The following is a 17,008-nucleotide window of genomic DNA, read 5'->3' on the forward strand; positions in this document are numbered from 1 at the left end:
TGATGCCGGAGGCATAGTGCGCTGGCTGTCGCATGTGCGGTCGGTGCTGAGCACCGAGACTAACGCCGTCCGCAATCGCAAGCTGGACCTCAATCCCGCCGATCTCACGCGATTCACGGTCCCGTTGGTCCTGGGTTTGGCGGGTGCGGTGGCGTTCGGCGCCGTGCCGCTGATCGTCATTCGCAGTAGCGTCAGCACTGACGACGTGCTGGTTCCGCTTCTGGGATCGCTGGCCCTGACGGCTGTGGGCACGGCTGTGATGACGTGGTTGATCGCCATCGTGGTGTCCGGTCTCGTGCTGGTGGTCGTGTATCGAACCGCGCCGGCTACGGCGTCACGGTTGGTGATTCGTACCGTCGTCGACTCGTTCGACCGCGTCAGCGATACGGCCGCGCGCCTGGCGACGCTCGCATTGGTGGCCGGCCTCATCGCCCTGGCGATCGGGCTGCCGACGCGGCCCGACGACGAGCTGGCGCATCCGGTGGTCAACGACCTGCTCACCGCGCAGATCGGAGTGCTCCTGGCTGCGCTCGGCGTTGCCTACCTTGCCGAGACCGTGCGCTGCGCCGCCGAACTGGTCGACAGACAATCATTGCTGCTGGCATGGCCGTGGTCGCTTGGGATCTCCTGTGCCAGCTGGATTATCGCGACCAGCGTCGGGCCGTTCCAGACCTCCCGCATGCTGGCGGTCCTGCTCAACGAGTGGCTGCCGGCCGACGTGAACGGAACGCCACGAGCGGAAGTGATCGCCGATCTACTGCCGGCCGGTGCGAACTGGTGGGCGGCCTTCGCACTGTTGCCCGTGATCGCCGTGGTGTGGGCGCTCGGTGCGCACCGCCATGACGGGTTTGCGGCGATGCGAGAGCTCGTCGAGGGCGACAGTGCGAGGCCGCGGGAGGCCTAGAGGCGCTCGATGATCGTGACGTTGGCGGTGCCGCCGCCTTCGCACATCGTCTGCAGGCCGTAGCGACCGCCGGTGCGCTCCAACGTGTTCAGCATCGTCGCGAACAACTTCGCACCCGTCGCACCCAGCGGATGACCGAGCGCGATCGCGCCGCCGCTGGGGTTGACCTTCGCGGGGTCTGCGCCGGTCTCCTTGAGCCAGGCCATCACGACCGGCGCGAAGGCTTCGTTGATCTCGACGGTGTCGATGTCCTCGATCGACAGGCCCGTCTTCTTCAACGCGTACTCCGTTGCCGGAATCGGCCCGGTCAACATGAACACCGGGTCGGCGCCGCGGGCGCTGATGTGGTGGATGCGGGCGCGGGGCTTGAGTCCGTGGTCCTTGACGGCCTGCTCGGAGGCGAGCAGCACCGCACTGGCGCCGTCGGAGATCTGGCTGGCCATCGCGGCGGTCAGCCGGCCGCCGTCGACCAGGGTCTTGAGGCCGGCCATCTTCTCCAGCGAGGTGTCGCGAGGACCCTCGTCGGTGGCGAACCCGTCGACCGCAATGATCTCGTTCTCGAAGTAACCGGAGCGGATCGCCTCTTGTGCCCGTTCGTGGCTCGTCAGCGAGTACTGCTCCATCTCCTCGCGCGAAATGTCCCACTTCTCCGCGATCAGCTCGGCGCCGCGGAACTGTGAGATCTCCTGATCGCCGTAGCGGTGCAGCCAGCTCTTGGATTCGTTTGTCGGCGAGGTGAAGCCGAACTGCTCGGCCACGGTCATCGCCGACGAGATCGGGATCTGGCTCATGTTCTGCATACCGCCGGCGACGATGAGGTCGGCCGTTCCAGACATGATCGCTTGTGCGCCAAAGGAAACAGCCTGCTGGCTGGACCCGCACTGTCGGTCGACGGTGACGCCCGGCACCTCTTCCGGGTAGCCGGCCGCCAGCCACGAAAGCCGGGCGATGTTGCCGGCCTGCGGACCGATGGCATCGACGCAACCGGCGATGACGTCGTCGACGGCGCCGGGATCGACTTCGACGCGGTCGAACAGGCCCCGCCATGCGGCAGCGCCCAGATCCACGGGATGCACACCGGCCAGCGATCCGTTGCGCTTGCCGACTGCGGTGCGAACCGCGTCGATGACGTAAGCCTGCGATGTTGGAGTCATGGTTTCCTCATTTTTTCGTGATGCCACCAAGAACGATAGCGAGATACTGACGGCCGACCTCTTCGGCTGTGAGCGGTCCGCCCGGCTGATACCAGCGGACTGAAACCCAGGTGGTGTCGCGGATGAACCGGTACACCAGATCAACGTCGATGTCGGGCCGGAAGTAGCCCTCTTCGACACCCTGGTTGAGCAGGTCCAGCCACATCTTGCGTTGTTCTTTGTTGCGCTGCTCCACGTAGGAGAACCGCTCCTGCCCGGACAACCGCTTGGCCTCGTCCTGATAGATGACGACCTGCGCGTGCCGGTGCTCGATCGCCTCGAACGAGGTCATGAACAGACCCTTGAGGCGCTCCAGCGGGTTGGGTTCGGTGTCGACGATCTCCTGGTAGCGCGTGAACAACCAGTCGAGGAAACCCCGCAGGACTTCGTCGACCATTTCTTCCTTCGATGAGAAGTGGTGATACAGGCTGCCTGAGAGGATGCCCGCGGAGTCGGCGATATCGCGCACCGTCGTCGCGCGCAGGCCTCGCTCGGCGAACATCGTCGCGGCGAGCTCGAGTAGCTCGGCGCGGCGTGTCGGCGGCTGACTCGCCGGCTGCTTCTGTGGCACCTGATCCACCGACACATGATATCAACCAAGCGCTTGCTTGGCTACTTGCGTCCCGGTTGGCGAGCCGGTCGGTATGGGCGCCATCGTCTTATTCAGCGCCTTCTCCCTCGGATATCGCGATGCGTTGGCCCACCGACCCATCGCGGCCGGACAGAAAGTGCAGCTCGCCCTGGTGACCGTGCTGACCCTGGGTGTCATCGCGATGGTGTATCTGGGATCCTACAAAGCCGGCGCGTCGGGCTGTCGACGGTCGGACTACCACCTAGGCCCGTTGACTCGACACCGAAATCACTTCTCCAGTCAGATAACTGGAGTAGTCACTGGCCAAGAATGCGATCGTCGCGGCGACCTCCCACGGCTCGGCCGCGCGGCCGAACGCCTCGCCCTCCGACAACCGGTCCAACAGATCCGCGCTGCTGGTCTTCTCGAGGAACTTGTGCCGCGCGATGCTCGGTGAGACCGCATTGATTCGCACCCCGTACTCGACGGCCTCGATCGCACTGCACCGAGTCAGCGCCATCACCCCGGCCTTGGCTGCGGCGTAGTGCGACTGTGAATGCTGTGCGCGCCAACCCAACACGCTGGCGTTGTTGACGATCACGCCGCCGTGGTCGGCGTCGCGGAAGTACCGCAACGCCGCCCGCGTCGCACGCATCACCGACGTCAGCGTGACGTTGAGGACGCGGTCCCACTCTTCGTCTGTCATGTCGACGACGGGGGTCTGCCCGCCGAGGCCGGCATTGTTGACCATGACGTCCAGTCGGCCCATCCGCGCCGTCGTAGATGCGATCAACGCATCCACCTGTGCGGTGGAGGTCACGTCGCATACGACACTTTCGACCCGCCCCAACCCGAGTTCGAGCAACTGATCGCGGGCCTCGCCGAGGCGCCGCTCGTGATGGTCGGAGACAACCACGTCGGCGCCCTCGAGCAGCGCCCGGCGTGCCACCGCGGCCCCGATGCCGGTGCCCGCAGCCGCCGTCACGACGACCACCTTGCCGGTCAGCAGGCCGTGTCCCTCAATCTCTTTCGGGGCTTCTGACAGGTTCACGAAGGCCTGACCTCTCGGGGGAGACCGAGCACCCGCTCGGCGATGATGTTGCGCTGCACCTCGTTGGACCCGCCGTAGATCGTGTCCGCCCGCGAGAACAGGTACAGCCGCTGCCACTCACTGAAGTCGCCGTCGGTCAGCGTCAGACCCTCGCGGCCGAGCACGTCCATCGCGATCTCGCCGAGCTCGCGATGCCAGTTGGCCCACAACAGCTTCGAAACGTTGTCTTGACCCGGCTGCTCGACGTCCATGGTCGCCAGTGCGTACGACCGCATCGTCCGCAGGCCGGCCCACGACCGCGCCAATCGCTCCCTGACCAACGGATCATCCGCTGCGCCAGTGCGTTTCGCCAACTCCGCCACACCGGAGAGCTCGCGGGCGTACTCGATCTGCTGGCCCAGCGTCGACACCCCGCGCTCGAACGTCAGCGTGCCCATCGCGACCCGCCAGCCGTCACCCGGTTCGCCGACCACCAGCGACGCATCCGTGCGGGCGTCGTCGAAGAAAACCTCGTTGAACTCCGAGTCGCCGGTCAGCTGCACGATGGGGCGAATCTCCACGCCCGGTTGATCCAGCGGCACCAGCAGATACGACAGACCGGCGTGCCGCTTGGAGCCCTTCTCTGTGCGGGCGACGACGAAGCACCACTGCGCCCAGTGCGCGAGCGAGGTCCACACCTTCTGCCCGTTGACCACCCACTGGTCGCCGTCGAGTTCGGCGGTCGTGGACACGTTGGCGAGGTCGCTGCCGGCACCCGGTTCGGAGTAGCCCTGGCACCACAACTCGGTCACGTCGAGGATCTTCGGCAGGAAGCGCTTCTGCTGCTCGGGGGTGCCGTACGCGATTAACGTCGGTCCCAGCAACTCCTCACCGAAGTGGTTGACCTTCGCAGGAGCGTTCGCAATCGCGTACTCCTCGTAGAACGCCACCCGGTGCGCCACCGACAGACCGCGACCGCCGTGCTCTTCGGGCCAGCCCAGGCATGTCAGTCCGGCCGCCGCCAGATGCTGGTTCCACGCTCGGCGTTCCTCGAATGCTTCGTGTTCTCGGCCCGGCCCGCCGAGGCCCTTGAGTGCGGCGTACTCCCCGACGAGGTTGTCGGCGAGCCAGTCGCGGACCTCGGCCCGGAACTCCTCGACCTCAATCACCCTTGTAGGCTAACCTACCAAGCACTTGCTTTGTTAGAGGAGCAGCGATGAGTTCGGATCCAAGGACCATTCCCCAGGTCTTGGACCACATTGCCGACCGATTCGCCGACCACCCGGCCCTGTTGACCGAGGACCGGACGTTCACGTTCGCCCAGCTGCGCGACGAGGTCCGCCGGGCGGCCGCAGCCATGATCGACCTCGGCATCAACGCCGGTGACCGCGTCGCGATCTGGTCCCCCAACACCTGGCACTGGGTGGTCGCCTGCCTGGCCACCCACTACGCGGGCGGCGTCGTCGTACCTCTCAACACCCGCTACACCGCCAGCGAGGCCACCGACATCCTCTCGCGCACCGGCGCCCCGCTGCTGTTCGCATCGGGTGAGTTCCTCGGCGCCGACAAAGCCGCCTCCATCGACCGCGACGCCCTGCCGCAGCTACACCACGTGGTCCGGGTGCCGATCGAGAAAAACGATGGCACCTGGGATGAGTTCATCACCCGCGGCACCGACCTCGGCGCGGTGGATGCGCGTGCCGGCGCGGTGGAACCCGACGACGTCTCCGACATCCTGTTCACCTCCGGCACCACCGGCCGCAGCAAGGGCGTGCTGTGCGCGCACCGCCAGTCGCTCGACGCCCCGGCGGCGTGGGCCGAGTGCGGCCGACTGACGAGCGACGACCGTTACCTGTGCATCAACCCGTTCTTCCACAACTTCGGCTACAAAGCGGGCATCCTGGCCTGCCTGCAGACCGGCGCCACGCTGATCCCGCAGCTGACGTTCGATCCCGAGAAGACCATGTCCGCCGTGCAGGAGCACCGCATCACCGTGTTGCCGGGGCCGCCGACGATCTATCAGACGCTGCTCGACCATCCCAATCGCGCCGACTTTGACCTGACCTCGCTGCGGTTCGCCGTCACCGGCGCGGCGACCATCCCGGTGGTGTTGATCGAGCGGATGCAAACCGAACTGGACATCGACATCGTGCTGACCGCCTACGGCCTCACCGAGGCGAGTGGGTTCGGAACGATGTGCCGTCCCGACGACGACGCCGTCACCGTGGCCACCACATCGGGCCGCCCGATCGCGGATTTCGAACTGCGCATCGACAACCCGGGCGAGGACGACGCGGGCGAGGTGCTGTTGCGTGGACCGAATGTCATGCTGGGCTACCTCGACGACCCCGACGCCACCGCGGCGGCCATCGATTCCGACGGCTGGCTGCACACCGGCGACGTGGGCACCGTCGACGACAACGGCAACCTGCGCATCACCGACCGCCTCAAGGACATGTACATCTGCGGCGGGTTTAACGTCTACCCCGCCGAGATCGAGCAGGTGCTCGCGCGACTGGACGGCGTCGCGGAATCCGCGGTGATCGGCGTGCCCGACGAACGGCTCGGTGAGGTCGGCAAGGCCTATATCGTGGTCAAGCCCGGCGCCGAACTCGACGACGACACCGTAATCGCTTACACCCGGGAGCATCTGGCGAACTTCAAGACCCCCCGCTCGGTCGAGTTTCTCGATGCGCTGCCGCGAAACCCCGGGGGCAAGGTAGTCAAACCGCTGCTGCGTGAGAGGGCTGGATCTTCCTGATGGACCTGAATATCGACGACGCGACGCGAGAGTTCCAGGCCGAGGTGCGCGAGTTCCTGGCCGAGAACAAGGACAGCTTCCCGACCAAGTCGTACGACACCGCCGAAGGTTTCGAACAGCACCGACGCTGGGACAAGGTGCTCTACGACGCCGGGCTGTCCGTGATCACCTGGCCGGAGAAATACGGGGGCCGCGACGCCAGCCTGCTGCAGTGGGTGGTGTACGAAGAAGAGTACTTCCGCGCCGGGGCTCCCGGCCGCGCCAGCGCCAACGGCACGTCTATGCTGGCGCCGACTCTGTTCGCCCACGGCACCACCGAACAGCTCGACCGCATCCTGCCGAAAATGGCGAGCGGTGAGGAGATCTGGGCGCAGGCCTGGTCGGAACCCGAGTCGGGTAGCGACCTGGCGTCGCTGCGGTCGACGGCCACCAGAACCGACGGCGGCTGGCTGCTCAACGGGCAGAAGATCTGGAGTTCACGCGCGCCGTTCGGGGAACGCGCCTTCGGGCTGTTCCGCTCCGACCCCGAGGCCGAACGCCACCGCGGCCTCACGTACTTCATGTTCGACCTCAAGGCCGACGGCGTCACGGTCCGCCCCATCGCGCAACTCGGCGGTGACACCGGTTTCGGTGAGATCTTCCTCGACGACGTGTTCGTGCCCGACAACGACGTCATCGGCGAGGTGCACGAGGGCTGGCGCGCCGCGATGAGCACGTCGAGCAATGAGCGCGGCATGTCGTTGCGTAGCCCGGCTCGCTTCATTGCCCCCGCCGAACGGCTTGTCGCGCAATGGAAAGAGAACCCCGACCCCGCTTACTCCGACCGCGTGGCCGATGCCTGGATCAAGGCCCAGGCCTACCGCCTGCACACATTCGGCACCGTGACGCGCGTCGCCGCAGGCGGCGAATTGGGCGCCGAGTCGAGTGTGACGAAGGTGTTCTGGTCCGACCTCGACGTCGCCATCCACCAGACCGCCCTGGACATGCGCGGTCCCGACGCCGAGCTCGCCGACAACTGGACCGAAGGGTTGCTGTTCTCGCTCGGCGGCCCGATCTACGCCGGAACCAACGAGATTCAGCGCAACATCATCGCCGAGCGCCTGCTGGGCCTGCCGCGAAAGTAGCCACATGAACTTCGAATTGGACGAACAGCAGCGCGATTTCGCCGCCAGCATCGACGCCGCACTGAGTGCGGCCGACCTGCCGGGCGCGGTTCGCGGGTGGGCCGCCGGGGACACGTCACCGGGCCGCAAGGTGTGGGCGCAGCTGACCGACCTCGGCGTCACGGCGCTTCTGGTGCCGGAGAAGTACGACGGCATCGAGGCTCATCCGGTCGACCTGGTGGTCGCCATCGAGCGACTCGGCCGGTGGTGCGTTCCGGGTCCGGTGGTCGAATCCATCGCGGTCGCGCCGATCCTGCTCGCCGACGACGAGCGTTGCGCCGGCTTGGCTTCCGGCGAGCTGATCGCGACCGTCGCCCTGCCGCCACAGGTGCCGAGGGCTGTCGACGCCGACACCGCGGGGCTCATCCTCGTGGCCGACGATGGTGAAGTACGTGACGGCACCGCAGGAGCCGAGCACGAATCGGTCGACCCGAGCCGAAAGCTGTTCGACGTCAACACGTCAGGCGACGGCAGACCAGCCGACGTGGCCCGCGCCTATGAATTCGGCGTGCTCGCCACCGCGGCCCAGCTGGTGGGCGCGAGCCAGGCGATGCTGGACATGTCGGTCGAATATTCCAAGCAGCGCAGTCAGTTCGGCAAGGTCATCGGCACCTACCAGGCAATCAAGCACAAACTCGCCGACGTGCACATCGCGGTGGAGTTGGCCCGGCCGCTGGTGTACGGCGCGGCCCTGTCGCTTGCCGACGGATCCGCCGACACTGCGCGCGATGTCAGCGCCGCCAAGGCCGCGGCCAGCGACGCCGCACTGCTGGCGGCCCGCTCGGCGCTGCAGACACATGGCGCGATCGGATTCACCCAGGAGCACGACCTGTCGTTGTGGCTGCTGCGTGCGCAGGCGCTGCGCTCGGCGTGGGGGGGTCCCGCTGTCCACCGTCGGCGCGTACTGGAGGCCCTCTGATGAGTGAAGAACGTCAACTGCTGCGGGAGACCGTCGCTGCGCTGGTGGACAAGCACGCGTCGCCCACCGCGGTGCGCGAGGCGATGGATTCCGAACGCGGATACGACGAATCGCTGTGGACGCTGCTGTGCGAGCAGGTCGGTGCGGCGGCGCTTGTGGTGCCCGAGGAGCTGGGCGGCGCGGGCGGTGAGCTTGCCGATGCGGCGGTCGTGCTCGAGGAGCTCGGCAAGGCACTGGTTCCGACTCCCCTGTTGGGGACCACTCTCGCCGAGCTGGCACTACTGGCCGGCGACGAGCCGGACACCGAAGCGCTCGAGGGTATGGCCGAGGGCGCCATCGTCGGCACGGTGGTCTTCGACCCCGACTATGTGATCAACGGCGACATTGCCGACGTGGTGATCGGTGCGGACGGCGCCCGCATGGCCCGGTGGACCGAGTTCACCGCGACGCGCCTGGATGCGATGGACCTGACCCGCCGGCTGGCGCGCGTTGAGGTCCAACAGAGCAATGACATCGGCTCGGATCCGGGACTGGCCGACACCGCTGCGTTGCTGTTGGCCGCCGAGCAGATCGGCGCGGCGTCGCGGTGCCTCGACCTGACTGTGCAGTACACGAAGGACCGGGTGCAGTTCGGCAGGCCCATTGGCAGTTTCCAGGCGCTCAAGCACCGGATGGCCGACATGTACGTCGCGGTTCAGTCCGCGCGTGCGGTCGTCGACGAGGCGATCGCCGCGCCGTCACCGACCTCGGCTGCGCTGGCCCGGTTCTCGGCAAGCGAGGCGTTCACCAACGTCGCCGCCGAAGCCGTCCAGATGCACGGCGGCATCGCGATCACCTGGGAGCACGACATTCAGCTGTATTTCAAGCGCGCGCACGGCAGTGCCCAGTTGCTCGGTGCTCCGCGCGATCATCTGCGCCGCCTCGAATCCGAAGTGTTCTAGCGTTGGCCGTCGAGCTTCCGACGTAGGCTCGCGGCAATGTTGAGCTTCGTCGTGGATCAGAACCTCGGCTTGCCCGCCTGCGACGAGCCGTGGACCACACTTCTCGCCGCGGAGGGGATCTCCGCAGCCGAGAGCACCGACCTCGCCGGCATCGACCGGGCGCTGGCGCAACATCAGCCGGACATCGCCTATGTCCCGGCACCCAGCTTGCACCGCTTGCTCCGAAGCGGTGATCACCATTACCGGGGATTGGCGATCGCAACATCGAAGTTCACCGGTGAGCCCCGCCAGACCAGCGTGCTCGTCGTCCGACGCGACGACCCTGCTAGCGGACTGGACGACCTGGCCGGAGCGCAATGCGGTTACATCAACACTTCATGCACATCGAGCTACTTCGCTCCCGCCATTCTGTTCACCGGCCAGCGGAAACTCGCGATGCATTTCGTTGCGGTTCCCCCCTGGCAGGGACAGATCGATGCCGTTGTCTCCGGGCGAGTTCGGGCGACGATGGTCCTCGAAGATGTATGGAAGACGACACCCGAGAACGCGTCGACAACCAGGATCGTCGCTCGATACGACAACTGTAGGCCTCCGGTCGTCCTCGTCAAAGAAGCAGTCGACAACGCCTCCTGTGCAACGCTTCTCGACGCTTTGCTCACCTGGGTGCCCGACTGGAGCGGCGTGTACGGCGCCCTCAAACCGTTTTACTACGCCGACGTGCACGGGTTCTTCCACGATCTCGACCAGCTGACGGAGTGCCCCCGATGAGCGTCGCACTGCGCGCAGGGATCCCCCCGTTCTACGTCATGGACGTCTGGCTGGCCGCCGCCGAGCGGCAGCGCAGTCACGGCGACCTGGTCAACCTGTCCGCGGGCCAACCGAGCGCGGGCGCTCCCGCAGCCGTGCGGGCAGCGGCCAAGGAGGCACTGGAAACCACCGTCCTCGGCTATACCGTCGCGCTCGGGATCCCGGAGCTGCGCGCAGCAATCGCCCATTCGTACCTGGATCGGCATGGCCTGCAGGTGGATCCGGATGACGTGGTCATCACCACGGGCTCGTCGGGTGGCTTTCTGCTGGCGTTCCTGGCCTGCTTCGACGTCGGTGACCGCGTCGCGATCGCCAGCCCCGGATACCCCTGTTACCGCAACATCCTCTCCGCGCTGGGTTGTGAGGTCGTGGAGATACCCTGCGGCCCCGCGACCCGGTTTCAGCCGACGGTGCAGATGCTCGCGGAACTCGACCCGCCCGTACAGGGTGTCATCGTGGCGAGCCCGGCCAACCCGACAGGCACGGTGATTCCGCCGGACGAACTCGCTGCGATCGCTTCGTGGTGCGCGTCGCGCGGTGTCCGGCTGATCAGCGACGAGGTGTACCACGGGCTGGTCTACGAGGGTGCCCCCGCCGTCAGCTGCGCCTGGGCGACATCACGGGATTCGATTGTGGTGAACAGCTTCTCGAAATACTTCGCGATGACAGGCTGGCGGCTCGGCTGGCTTCTGGTGCCGAAGGAACTGCAGCGAGCGGTCGACCGTCTCACCGGAAACTTCACGATCTGCCCGCCGACACTGCCGCAGTATGCCGCGATCGCGGCGTTCACCCCGGAGTCGATCGCGGAGTCCGACGCGCTGCTGCACCACTACGCCGCCAACCGGCAGATGCTGCTCGACGGCCTGCGCGCCCTCTGCATCGATCGCCTGGCCCCAACCGACGGAGCGTTCTACGTGTACGCCGACGTGTCGCATCTGACATCGGATTCGCTGTCGTTCTGTTCGAAGCTGCTCGCCGACACCGGAGTTGCGATCGCACCGGGCATCGACTTCGACCCGGCCCGCGGTGGATCCTTCGTCCGGTTGTCGTTCGCCGGGCCGGCGGGCGACATCACCGAGGCGCTACGGCGAATCGGCAGCTGGCTGGGTCAACTGCAGCATTAGCATTCCGGTGCACGTCGGCCGGAGTCAAAACGACGGCGACTCCGAGGCGTTCTGTGCCCGTTCGGCTTTGATCCGTTGGGCACGTTCGACCGATCGGGTGTTCTTGCGCATCGGCATCTTCAATCCGCGGTTGTCGGGTGGCGGGCCGGCACCATGCGGTGGGCTGGTGGCCCGCGGCGGCAGCTCGGCTGCCCTGGTGTCCCATCCGGGGAACAGACTTCGAGACCCTGGATACGACGTATATGTACGGCCTGTCGGTGACGTCCAGACCGCGGCGCCGTCTGCTCGCAGTAGATACGACCAGTCACCGACCCAGAAGGTTTTCAGTAGGTGGTGAAGACGGCAGAGGCAAGCCAGATTCGACTGATGCGTTGCCCCGTTCGGATGGGATGTGACGTGGTCGATATCGCAGAACTCCGCTCGCCGATGGCATCCCGGAAAGCGGCAGCGCAGATCCCGGGCGCGGATGCGACGGGCCAGCTTGGCCGATGGCCGATATCCGTGCTCGGGCTGTTCGTCCGGTGCGCCCAGCGGCCGCAGCGTGGCACCGTTGCGCAGCAGCGCGGCCAGCATCGGCGTGGTCAGCACCTCGGGGCCCCCGACTCCGGATATCACTGCGGTGCCCGGGTCCCGTCGGCAGGCCGCGGTGCGGCGGACGGACTCCTGTGTCGCGTGGGTGGCATCGACGGCGGACTGGTCGGCGTAAACATTCACCACCACCGACGATGACGGGGCGGGCTGGGCCGCCCGCGCCGGGCAGGCCGGGGAGCCGCATTCGCACGGTAGGTGGTCGTTGCCGTTCGCAAGCGCCCCGACTGCGTCGCTGCGACGCTCGCCGGACGAACGCGGATCGTCAGGGCACACGGTGGCCACCATCGCGGCGACCTTGCGGTCGAGGACCGCGGCATCGGCGGGCTGCAACTTGCCCCACACCGATGTGGCGCCGTGCTCGTCTTCGTAGGACCCGACTTTGAAATCGCGGCCACGGGTGCGGGCCTGGCTGGCGATCACCGCGTCGGGGTCGTACTGCAGCACCAACGCGTCCACGCCGATGCGCAGATCGTCTTCCGACAGTGGTCCCCACTCGTCCGCCCGTTCGGCCAGCGCCGCGTCGACCAGCGCCCAAACCGCGTCGTCGGCGATCAACCGGGTACGCCAGGTGAGTATCCCGATCACCCGCGCTGAGAGCCGGCCCGCGCCGAACAGGGCACCGACCTTGGGCAGGTGATCGCGCAGGGTTTCGGCGATGCGCATCTGCCCGCAGGCCCTGCCGTGGCTGATGTTCATGGCCGCGGTGACCTCGGCAGCGGCCGAAGCCCACGGATCACACGCCCACAACGCGCGCGGATGATCGTCGTCGCCGACACCGCGGCGCGACATCAGCTCCCCAATCGCCGCCGTGCGCAATGCGCTCGCGGACGCTTCGGCGCGGGTGGCCTCTTCGATGGTGGCCACCAACCCCGCTTCATCCACATCTTCGAACACATGTTCGATGATGCCACACCGGGGCGACACGAATAAACACCTGAATGCTCGGGATAACTCAGCGCCTCTGCGTGACGTACCAGTCCAACAGGTCCGGGTCGTCGACGGCGCTGCGCTCGACCACCTTCGCGGCGTCGGCGCCCTGGAACAGCTTCTTGATCGGCACCTCGAGCTTCTTGCCCGTGCGGGTGTGCGGAACACCTGGCGCAGCGATGATCTCATCGGGTACATGCCGCGGTGAGACCTCTTCGCGGACGGTGTTCTTGATACGGTCGCGCACCTCGTCGGTCAATTCGGCGCCCTCGGTGAGGACCACGAACAGCGGCATCCAGTAACCGCCGTCGGCTTCGTCGACACCGATGATCAAGGCTTCGGCCACCTCGGGCAGCCGTTCGACCGCCTGGTAGATGTCGGCGCTGCCCATCCGGATACCGTGCCGGTTCAACGTCGAGTCCGAGCGGCCGTGCACGATGACGCTGCCGTGATCGGTGATCGTGATCCAGTCCCCGTGCCGCCACACCCCGGGAAACATCTCGAAATACGCTGCGCGGTAACGTGACCCGTCGGGATCGTTCCAGAACCCGACCGGCATCGACGGCATCGGCTTGGTCACCACCAGCTCGCCGACTTCGTTGCGCACCGGCTGTCCGGACTCGTCCCACGAGTCCAGAGCGCATCCGAGATACGGCGCCGACAGCTCGCCCGGCCACACCGGAACCGTGCGGACCCCGCCGATGAAAGCGGACACCACGTCGGTGCCGCCACTGATCGAGGACACCTGCACGTGCTCACCGACGTTGTCGCGCAACCACAGTGACGACGACGGGGGCAATGACGAGCCGGTGATGCCGACCGTGCGCAGCGCCGACAGGTCATGCTCCTTGCGCGGCACCGCGCCGGCCTTCGCGCAGCCCAACACATAGCCCGGGCTCGTCCCCAGCACCGTCGCCTTGACGCGCGCCGCGATCTCCCAGAGCACATCCGGACGCGGTGCATTGGGACTACCGTCGTAGCAGACGACCGTCGACCCGACCAGCAGGCCCGCCACCTGGAAGTTCCACATCATCCAGCTGGGACTGGTGTACCAGAAGAAGATGTCGTCCGGCCCGATATCGGACTGCAGGCTCACGGCTTTGAGGTGTTCGACCAGCACACCGCCGTGGCCGTGAATGATGCCCTTGGGCAGCCCGGTGGTGCCCGAGGAGAACAGTATCCACAGCGGGTGGGCGAAGTCGACCGGCGTCGTGGTCAACTCCTTGCTACTGCTGCCCGCCATGTCGGGCGCCATCACCGTCGCACGCAGCGTAGGTAATCCCTTCTGCAGCGCGGTGATTTCGGCGGCCTTATCGTGGAACTTCCCGCCGTACGTATAGCCGTCGGTGGTCACCAACACGGTGGGTTCGAGCTGACCGAGACGGTCGAGTGCGGCCTTGGCCGAATAATCCTGGCCGCACGCACTCCAGATCGCGCCGATGCTGGCCGTCGCCAGGAACGCAATCACGGCCTCGGGAATGTTGGGCAGATATCCGACGACCCGGTCGCCGGCGCGCACACCGAGGTCGCGCAGCGTCTGGGCGAATGCCGCCGCGCGTCCCAACAACTCGGCCCATGACACCTCGACGGGATCCCCACCCTCGCGCAGGTACAGGATGGCGGGCCGGTCCGACCGGGCGTTGCGAATCACCTGATCCACATAATTGAGCTGCACGCCCGAAAACCACTGCGCTCCAGGCATTTCAGCAGAGGTGAGCACCAGCTCCGGGCGTTCACCGAGGTCGAAGTAGTCCCACAACGCGGCCCAGAACTCATCGGGCTCGTCGGTCGACCACTGCCACAGCGACTCGTAGTCGGGGTGATTTCGGCCGGTGCGGCGCTGCACGAATTGTGCGAAGTCGGTGACGCGCGCTCCGGCCACATCCTCCTCGGTGGGTGTCCATTGCGGAGTGGCGGTCATCGGGCGCTCCATCCGCCGTCCATCGTGTACGACGCTCCGGTCACCATCACCGCGGCCGGCGAGGCCAGCCAGGTGACCAGGGAGGCAACCTCCTCGGGTTCGACAAGTCGCTTGATCGCGCTCTCCTTCAACAGAATGTCGGCGACCACCTTATCCTCGTCGATCCCGTGGGTGCGGGCCTGATCGGCGATCTGCTTGGTCACCAGCGGGGTCCGCACATAGCCCGGGTCGACACAGTTGCTTGTGACGCCGTGCGGCCCGCCCTCCAGAGCCGTCACCTTCGAAAGCCCCTCCAAACCGTGCTTGGCGGTGACGTAGCCGCTCTTGAACTCCGAGGCGCGTAGACCGTGCACCGAGGAGATGTTGATGACGCGCCCGAACTCCTGCTCGTACATGTGTGGCAACGCCGCGCGGATCAGCAGGAACGGCGCTTCCAGCATCAACGCCAGAATGAAGCGGAAGCGCTCTGGCGGAAACTCGTGGATCGGGCTGACATGCTGCACCCCGGCGTTGTTGACCAAAATATCGATCTGCAGCCGAAGGTCCTCGAGCGCCGCCACCTCGGAAAGGTCCACCGCCCATGGCTTTCCACCGATCTCGTCGGCAACCTCCTTGGCACCGGCCTCGTCGAGATCCGCGACGGTGACCGAAGCGCCTCGCTCGGCCAGCGCACGCGCGCAAGCCGCACCGATCCCGCTTGCGCCACCGGTGACCAGCGCGGTGCGCCCGTCGAGATCGCTCATATGACACCGGTCTTGGCGAGTTGCTCGCGATCGGCGGCGTCGACCGTCTCCAGATCGAGGCCCTTGGTCTCCCGGTTGAACAACGCGGCCACCAGGGTGATCACCGAGGCGCCTGCGAGATAGAGAGCAATGGGCACCGCCGAGTCGAACTTGTCGAGCAGCCAGGTGGCGATGGCAGGCGCGAGCGATCCGGCGACGATCGATGTCACCTGATAGCCAAGGGAGACACCGGAATACCGCATACGGGTCGGGAACATCTCTGCCATGATCGCCGGCTGCGGTGAGTACATCAGCGCGTGGATGACGAGTCCGAGGATGATGGCGGCCATGATCAACCCATAGGAACCGGTGTTCATCATCGGGAACGCGAAGAAGCCCCACGTGCCTCCGAGGATCGCCCCGACGATATACACCGGCCGCCTACCGAACCGATCAGACAAGCGCCCCACTTGGGGGATCACCACGAAGTGCACGGCGTGCGCGACCAGCAACCACCAGAGGATGTCGCTGGTGTCGGCGCCGACGTGCGTCTTGAGGTACACGATCGAGAAGGTGACCACTAGGTAGTACATGATGTTCTCGGCGAACCGCAGGCCCATCGCGGTGAAAACTCCACGCGGATAACGCTTCAGCACCTCGACCACGCCGTACGAGACGGCCTTGGCGCGCTCGACCTCCTCTTGTGCGGCTACGAAGATCGGGGCGTCGGTGACCTTGGTCCGGATGTAGTACCCGATCAGCACCACCACGGCCGACAGCCAGAACGCGACCCGCCATCCCCAGGACAGGAACGCCGTCTCCGGCAGCGCGGCGGTCAGCACCAGGAGGACGACGGTGGCGAGCATATTGCCCACCGGCACCGCCGCCTGCGGCCAGCTGGCCCAGAAGCCGCGCTTGTCGTTGGGGCTGTGCTCGGCGACGAGCAGGACCGCTCCGCCCCATTCGCCTCCGACCGCGAAGCCCTGCATGAACCGCAGGACCACCAGCAGGATCGGCGCCCACACGCCGATTTGCGCGTAGGTCGGCAGGCAGCCCATGAGGAAGGTGACGGCACCGACGAGCAGGATCGCGAACTGCAGCAGCTTCTTGCGTCCGTACTTGTCGCCGAAGTGCCCGAAGACGATGCCGCCCAGCGGCCGTGCCACGAATCCGACTGCGTAGGTCAACAGTGCGGCGATCAGGCCGCTGGCCTCACTGGTGCCTTCTGCGAAGAACACCTTGTTGAACACCAGGGTGGCGGCGGTGGCGTAGAGGAAGAATTCGTACCACTCGACGACGGTGCCTGCCATCGAGGCGACCACGACGCGTTTGAGCCCGGTGGGGACCGGCGCGGCGCCGCTGTCGGCGTTGGTGACACCCATCGCACACTCCTTCGGGTTGTGATGGCAGACAAGTCGCCTGTGAGTATTCACG

At 66.4% G+C, this 17,008-nt stretch carries 15 protein-coding genes; 7 read left to right on the plus strand and 8 right to left on the minus strand.

Annotation, left to right across the window (positions count from 1 at the left end):
• Window positions 1–43: 43 nt before the first annotated feature.
• Window positions 44–904, plus strand: coding sequence for a hypothetical protein (locus A5790_RS02295; protein WP_231987576.1), 861 nt, complete (start codon window positions 44–46; stop codon window positions 902–904).
• Here the strand turns inward: A5790_RS02295 and fadA6 are convergent.
• From fadA6 to ipdE1, 4 genes are all read right to left on the minus strand, one after another.
• On the minus strand, window positions 901–2,058 hold the full coding sequence (gene fadA6, locus A5790_RS02300) for a steroid 3-ketoacyl-CoA thiolase FadA6 (RefSeq protein ID WP_066841141.1): 1,158 nt from the start codon (window positions 2,056–2,058) through the stop codon (window positions 901–903). The two genes, A5790_RS02295 and fadA6, sit on opposite strands and share 4 nt — an antisense overlap.
• A 7-nt stretch (window positions 2,059–2,065) precedes the next feature.
• A complete protein-coding gene (gene kstR2 / locus A5790_RS02305) occupies window positions 2,066–2,668 on the minus strand; it encodes a TetR family transcriptional regulator KstR2 (RefSeq protein ID WP_082961544.1) in 603 nt (200 codons plus the stop codon).
• Between the two features lie 262 nt (window positions 2,669–2,930).
• Window positions 2,931–3,719, minus strand: a complete 789-nt coding sequence (gene ipdF, locus A5790_RS02310) for a (5R,7aS)-5-hydroxy-7a-methyl-1-oxo-2,3,5,6,7,7a-hexahydro-1H-indene-carboxyl-CoA reductase (protein WP_066841145.1) — start codon at window positions 3,717–3,719, stop codon at window positions 2,931–2,933.
• A complete protein-coding gene (gene ipdE1 / locus A5790_RS02315; RefSeq protein WP_066841147.1) occupies window positions 3,716–4,867 on the minus strand; it encodes an acyl-CoA dehydrogenase IpdE1 in 1,152 nt (383 codons plus the stop codon). The genes ipdF and ipdE1 overlap by 4 nt, the downstream gene beginning before the upstream one ends.
• Before the next feature lie 47 nt (window positions 4,868–4,914).
• On the opposite strand from ipdE1, the gene fadD3 reads away from it, so the two are divergent.
• From fadD3 to A5790_RS02345, 6 genes are read left to right on the plus strand one after another with little or no spacing between them, the layout of a single operon-like run.
• Window positions 4,915–6,459, plus strand: coding sequence for a 3-((3aS,4S,7aS)-7a-methyl-1,5-dioxo-octahydro-1H-inden-4-yl)propanoate--CoA ligase FadD3 (gene fadD3 / locus A5790_RS02320; protein ID WP_066841149.1), 1,545 nt, complete (start codon window positions 4,915–4,917; stop codon window positions 6,457–6,459).
• Window positions 6,459–7,583: an acyl-CoA dehydrogenase family protein gene (locus tag A5790_RS02325; protein ID WP_066841152.1), complete on the plus strand. Its 1,125-nt coding sequence runs from the start codon at window positions 6,459–6,461 to the stop codon at window positions 7,581–7,583. The genes fadD3 and A5790_RS02325 overlap by 1 nt, the downstream gene beginning before the upstream one ends.
• A gap of 4 nt (window positions 7,584–7,587) precedes the next feature.
• On the plus strand, window positions 7,588–8,541 hold the full coding sequence (locus tag A5790_RS02330; RefSeq protein ID WP_066841154.1) for an acyl-CoA dehydrogenase family protein: 954 nt from the start codon (window positions 7,588–7,590) through the stop codon (window positions 8,539–8,541).
• Window positions 8,541–9,482 (plus strand): acyl-CoA dehydrogenase family protein, encoded by a 942-nt coding sequence (locus A5790_RS02335; protein WP_066841156.1) that lies wholly within the window; start codon window positions 8,541–8,543, stop codon window positions 9,480–9,482. The genes A5790_RS02330 and A5790_RS02335 overlap by 1 nt, the downstream gene beginning before the upstream one ends.
• A 36-nt stretch (window positions 9,483–9,518) precedes the next feature.
• Entirely contained in the window at window positions 9,519–10,250 is a 732-nt protein-coding gene (locus A5790_RS02340) for a PhnD/SsuA/transferrin family substrate-binding protein (RefSeq protein ID WP_066841158.1), read from the plus strand.
• The gene (locus A5790_RS02345) at window positions 10,247–11,413 is read left to right on the plus strand and encodes a pyridoxal phosphate-dependent aminotransferase (RefSeq protein ID WP_066841160.1); all 1,167 of its coding nucleotides are present in this window, start codon (window positions 10,247–10,249) and stop codon (window positions 11,411–11,413) included. The genes A5790_RS02340 and A5790_RS02345 overlap by 4 nt, the downstream gene beginning before the upstream one ends.
• Before the next feature lie 24 nt (window positions 11,414–11,437).
• Here the strand turns inward: A5790_RS02345 and A5790_RS02350 are convergent, their stop codons facing one another.
• The 4 genes from A5790_RS02350 to A5790_RS02365 are packed head-to-tail and all read right to left on the minus strand — an operon-like array spanning window position 11,438 to window position 16,956.
• Window positions 11,438–12,898: an HNH endonuclease signature motif containing protein gene (locus A5790_RS02350; protein WP_231987577.1), complete on the minus strand. Its 1,461-nt coding sequence runs from the start codon at window positions 12,896–12,898 to the stop codon at window positions 11,438–11,440.
• Between the two features lie 58 nt (window positions 12,899–12,956).
• The gene (locus A5790_RS02355) at window positions 12,957–14,852 is read right to left on the minus strand and encodes an acetoacetate--CoA ligase (RefSeq protein WP_066841257.1); all 1,896 of its coding nucleotides are present in this window, start codon (window positions 14,850–14,852) and stop codon (window positions 12,957–12,959) included.
• Window positions 14,849–15,595: a 3-hydroxybutyrate dehydrogenase gene (locus A5790_RS02360; RefSeq protein WP_066841162.1), complete on the minus strand. Its 747-nt coding sequence runs from the start codon at window positions 15,593–15,595 to the stop codon at window positions 14,849–14,851. The genes A5790_RS02355 and A5790_RS02360 overlap by 4 nt, the downstream gene beginning before the upstream one ends.
• A complete protein-coding gene (locus tag A5790_RS02365; RefSeq protein WP_066841164.1) occupies window positions 15,592–16,956 on the minus strand; it encodes an MFS transporter in 1,365 nt (454 codons plus the stop codon). The genes A5790_RS02360 and A5790_RS02365 overlap by 4 nt, the downstream gene beginning before the upstream one ends.
• Window positions 16,957–17,008 lie beyond the last annotated feature (52 nt).

It is taken from the genome of Mycobacterium sp. 852002-51152_SCH6134967 (genome assembly GCF_001667105.1).
GTDB lineage: Bacteria > Actinomycetota > Actinomycetes > Mycobacteriales > Mycobacteriaceae > Mycobacterium > Mycobacterium neumannii_A.

Bases quoted from the DNA above. Each gene is read 5' to 3' on its own strand.
- fadA6 (WP_066841141.1), bottom strand. From the start codon at position 2,058: ATGACTCCAACATCGCAGGCTTACGTCATCGACGCGGTTCGCACCGCA.
- fadD3 (WP_066841149.1), top strand. From the start codon at position 4,915: ATGAGTTCGGATCCAAGGACCATTCCCCAGGTCTTGGACCACATTGCC.
- A5790_RS02325 (WP_066841152.1), top strand. From the start codon at position 6,459: ATGGACCTGAATATCGACGACGCGACGCGAGAGTTCCAGGCCGAGGTG.
- A5790_RS02330 (WP_066841154.1), top strand. From the start codon at position 7,588: ATGAACTTCGAATTGGACGAACAGCAGCGCGATTTCGCCGCCAGCATC.
- A5790_RS02335 (WP_066841156.1), top strand. From the start codon at position 8,541: ATGAGTGAAGAACGTCAACTGCTGCGGGAGACCGTCGCTGCGCTGGTG.
- A5790_RS02340 (WP_066841158.1), top strand. From the start codon at position 9,519: ATGTTGAGCTTCGTCGTGGATCAGAACCTCGGCTTGCCCGCCTGCGAC.
- A5790_RS02345 (WP_066841160.1), top strand. From the start codon at position 10,247: ATGAGCGTCGCACTGCGCGCAGGGATCCCCCCGTTCTACGTCATGGAC.
- A5790_RS02355 (WP_066841257.1), bottom strand. From the start codon at position 14,852: ATGACCGCCACTCCGCAATGGACACCCACCGAGGAGGATGTGGCCGGA.
- A5790_RS02360 (WP_066841162.1), bottom strand. From the start codon at position 15,595: ATGAGCGATCTCGACGGGCGCACCGCGCTGGTCACCGGTGGCGCAAGC.
- A5790_RS02365 (WP_066841164.1), bottom strand. From the start codon at position 16,956: ATGGGTGTCACCAACGCCGACAGCGGCGCCGCGCCGGTCCCCACCGGG.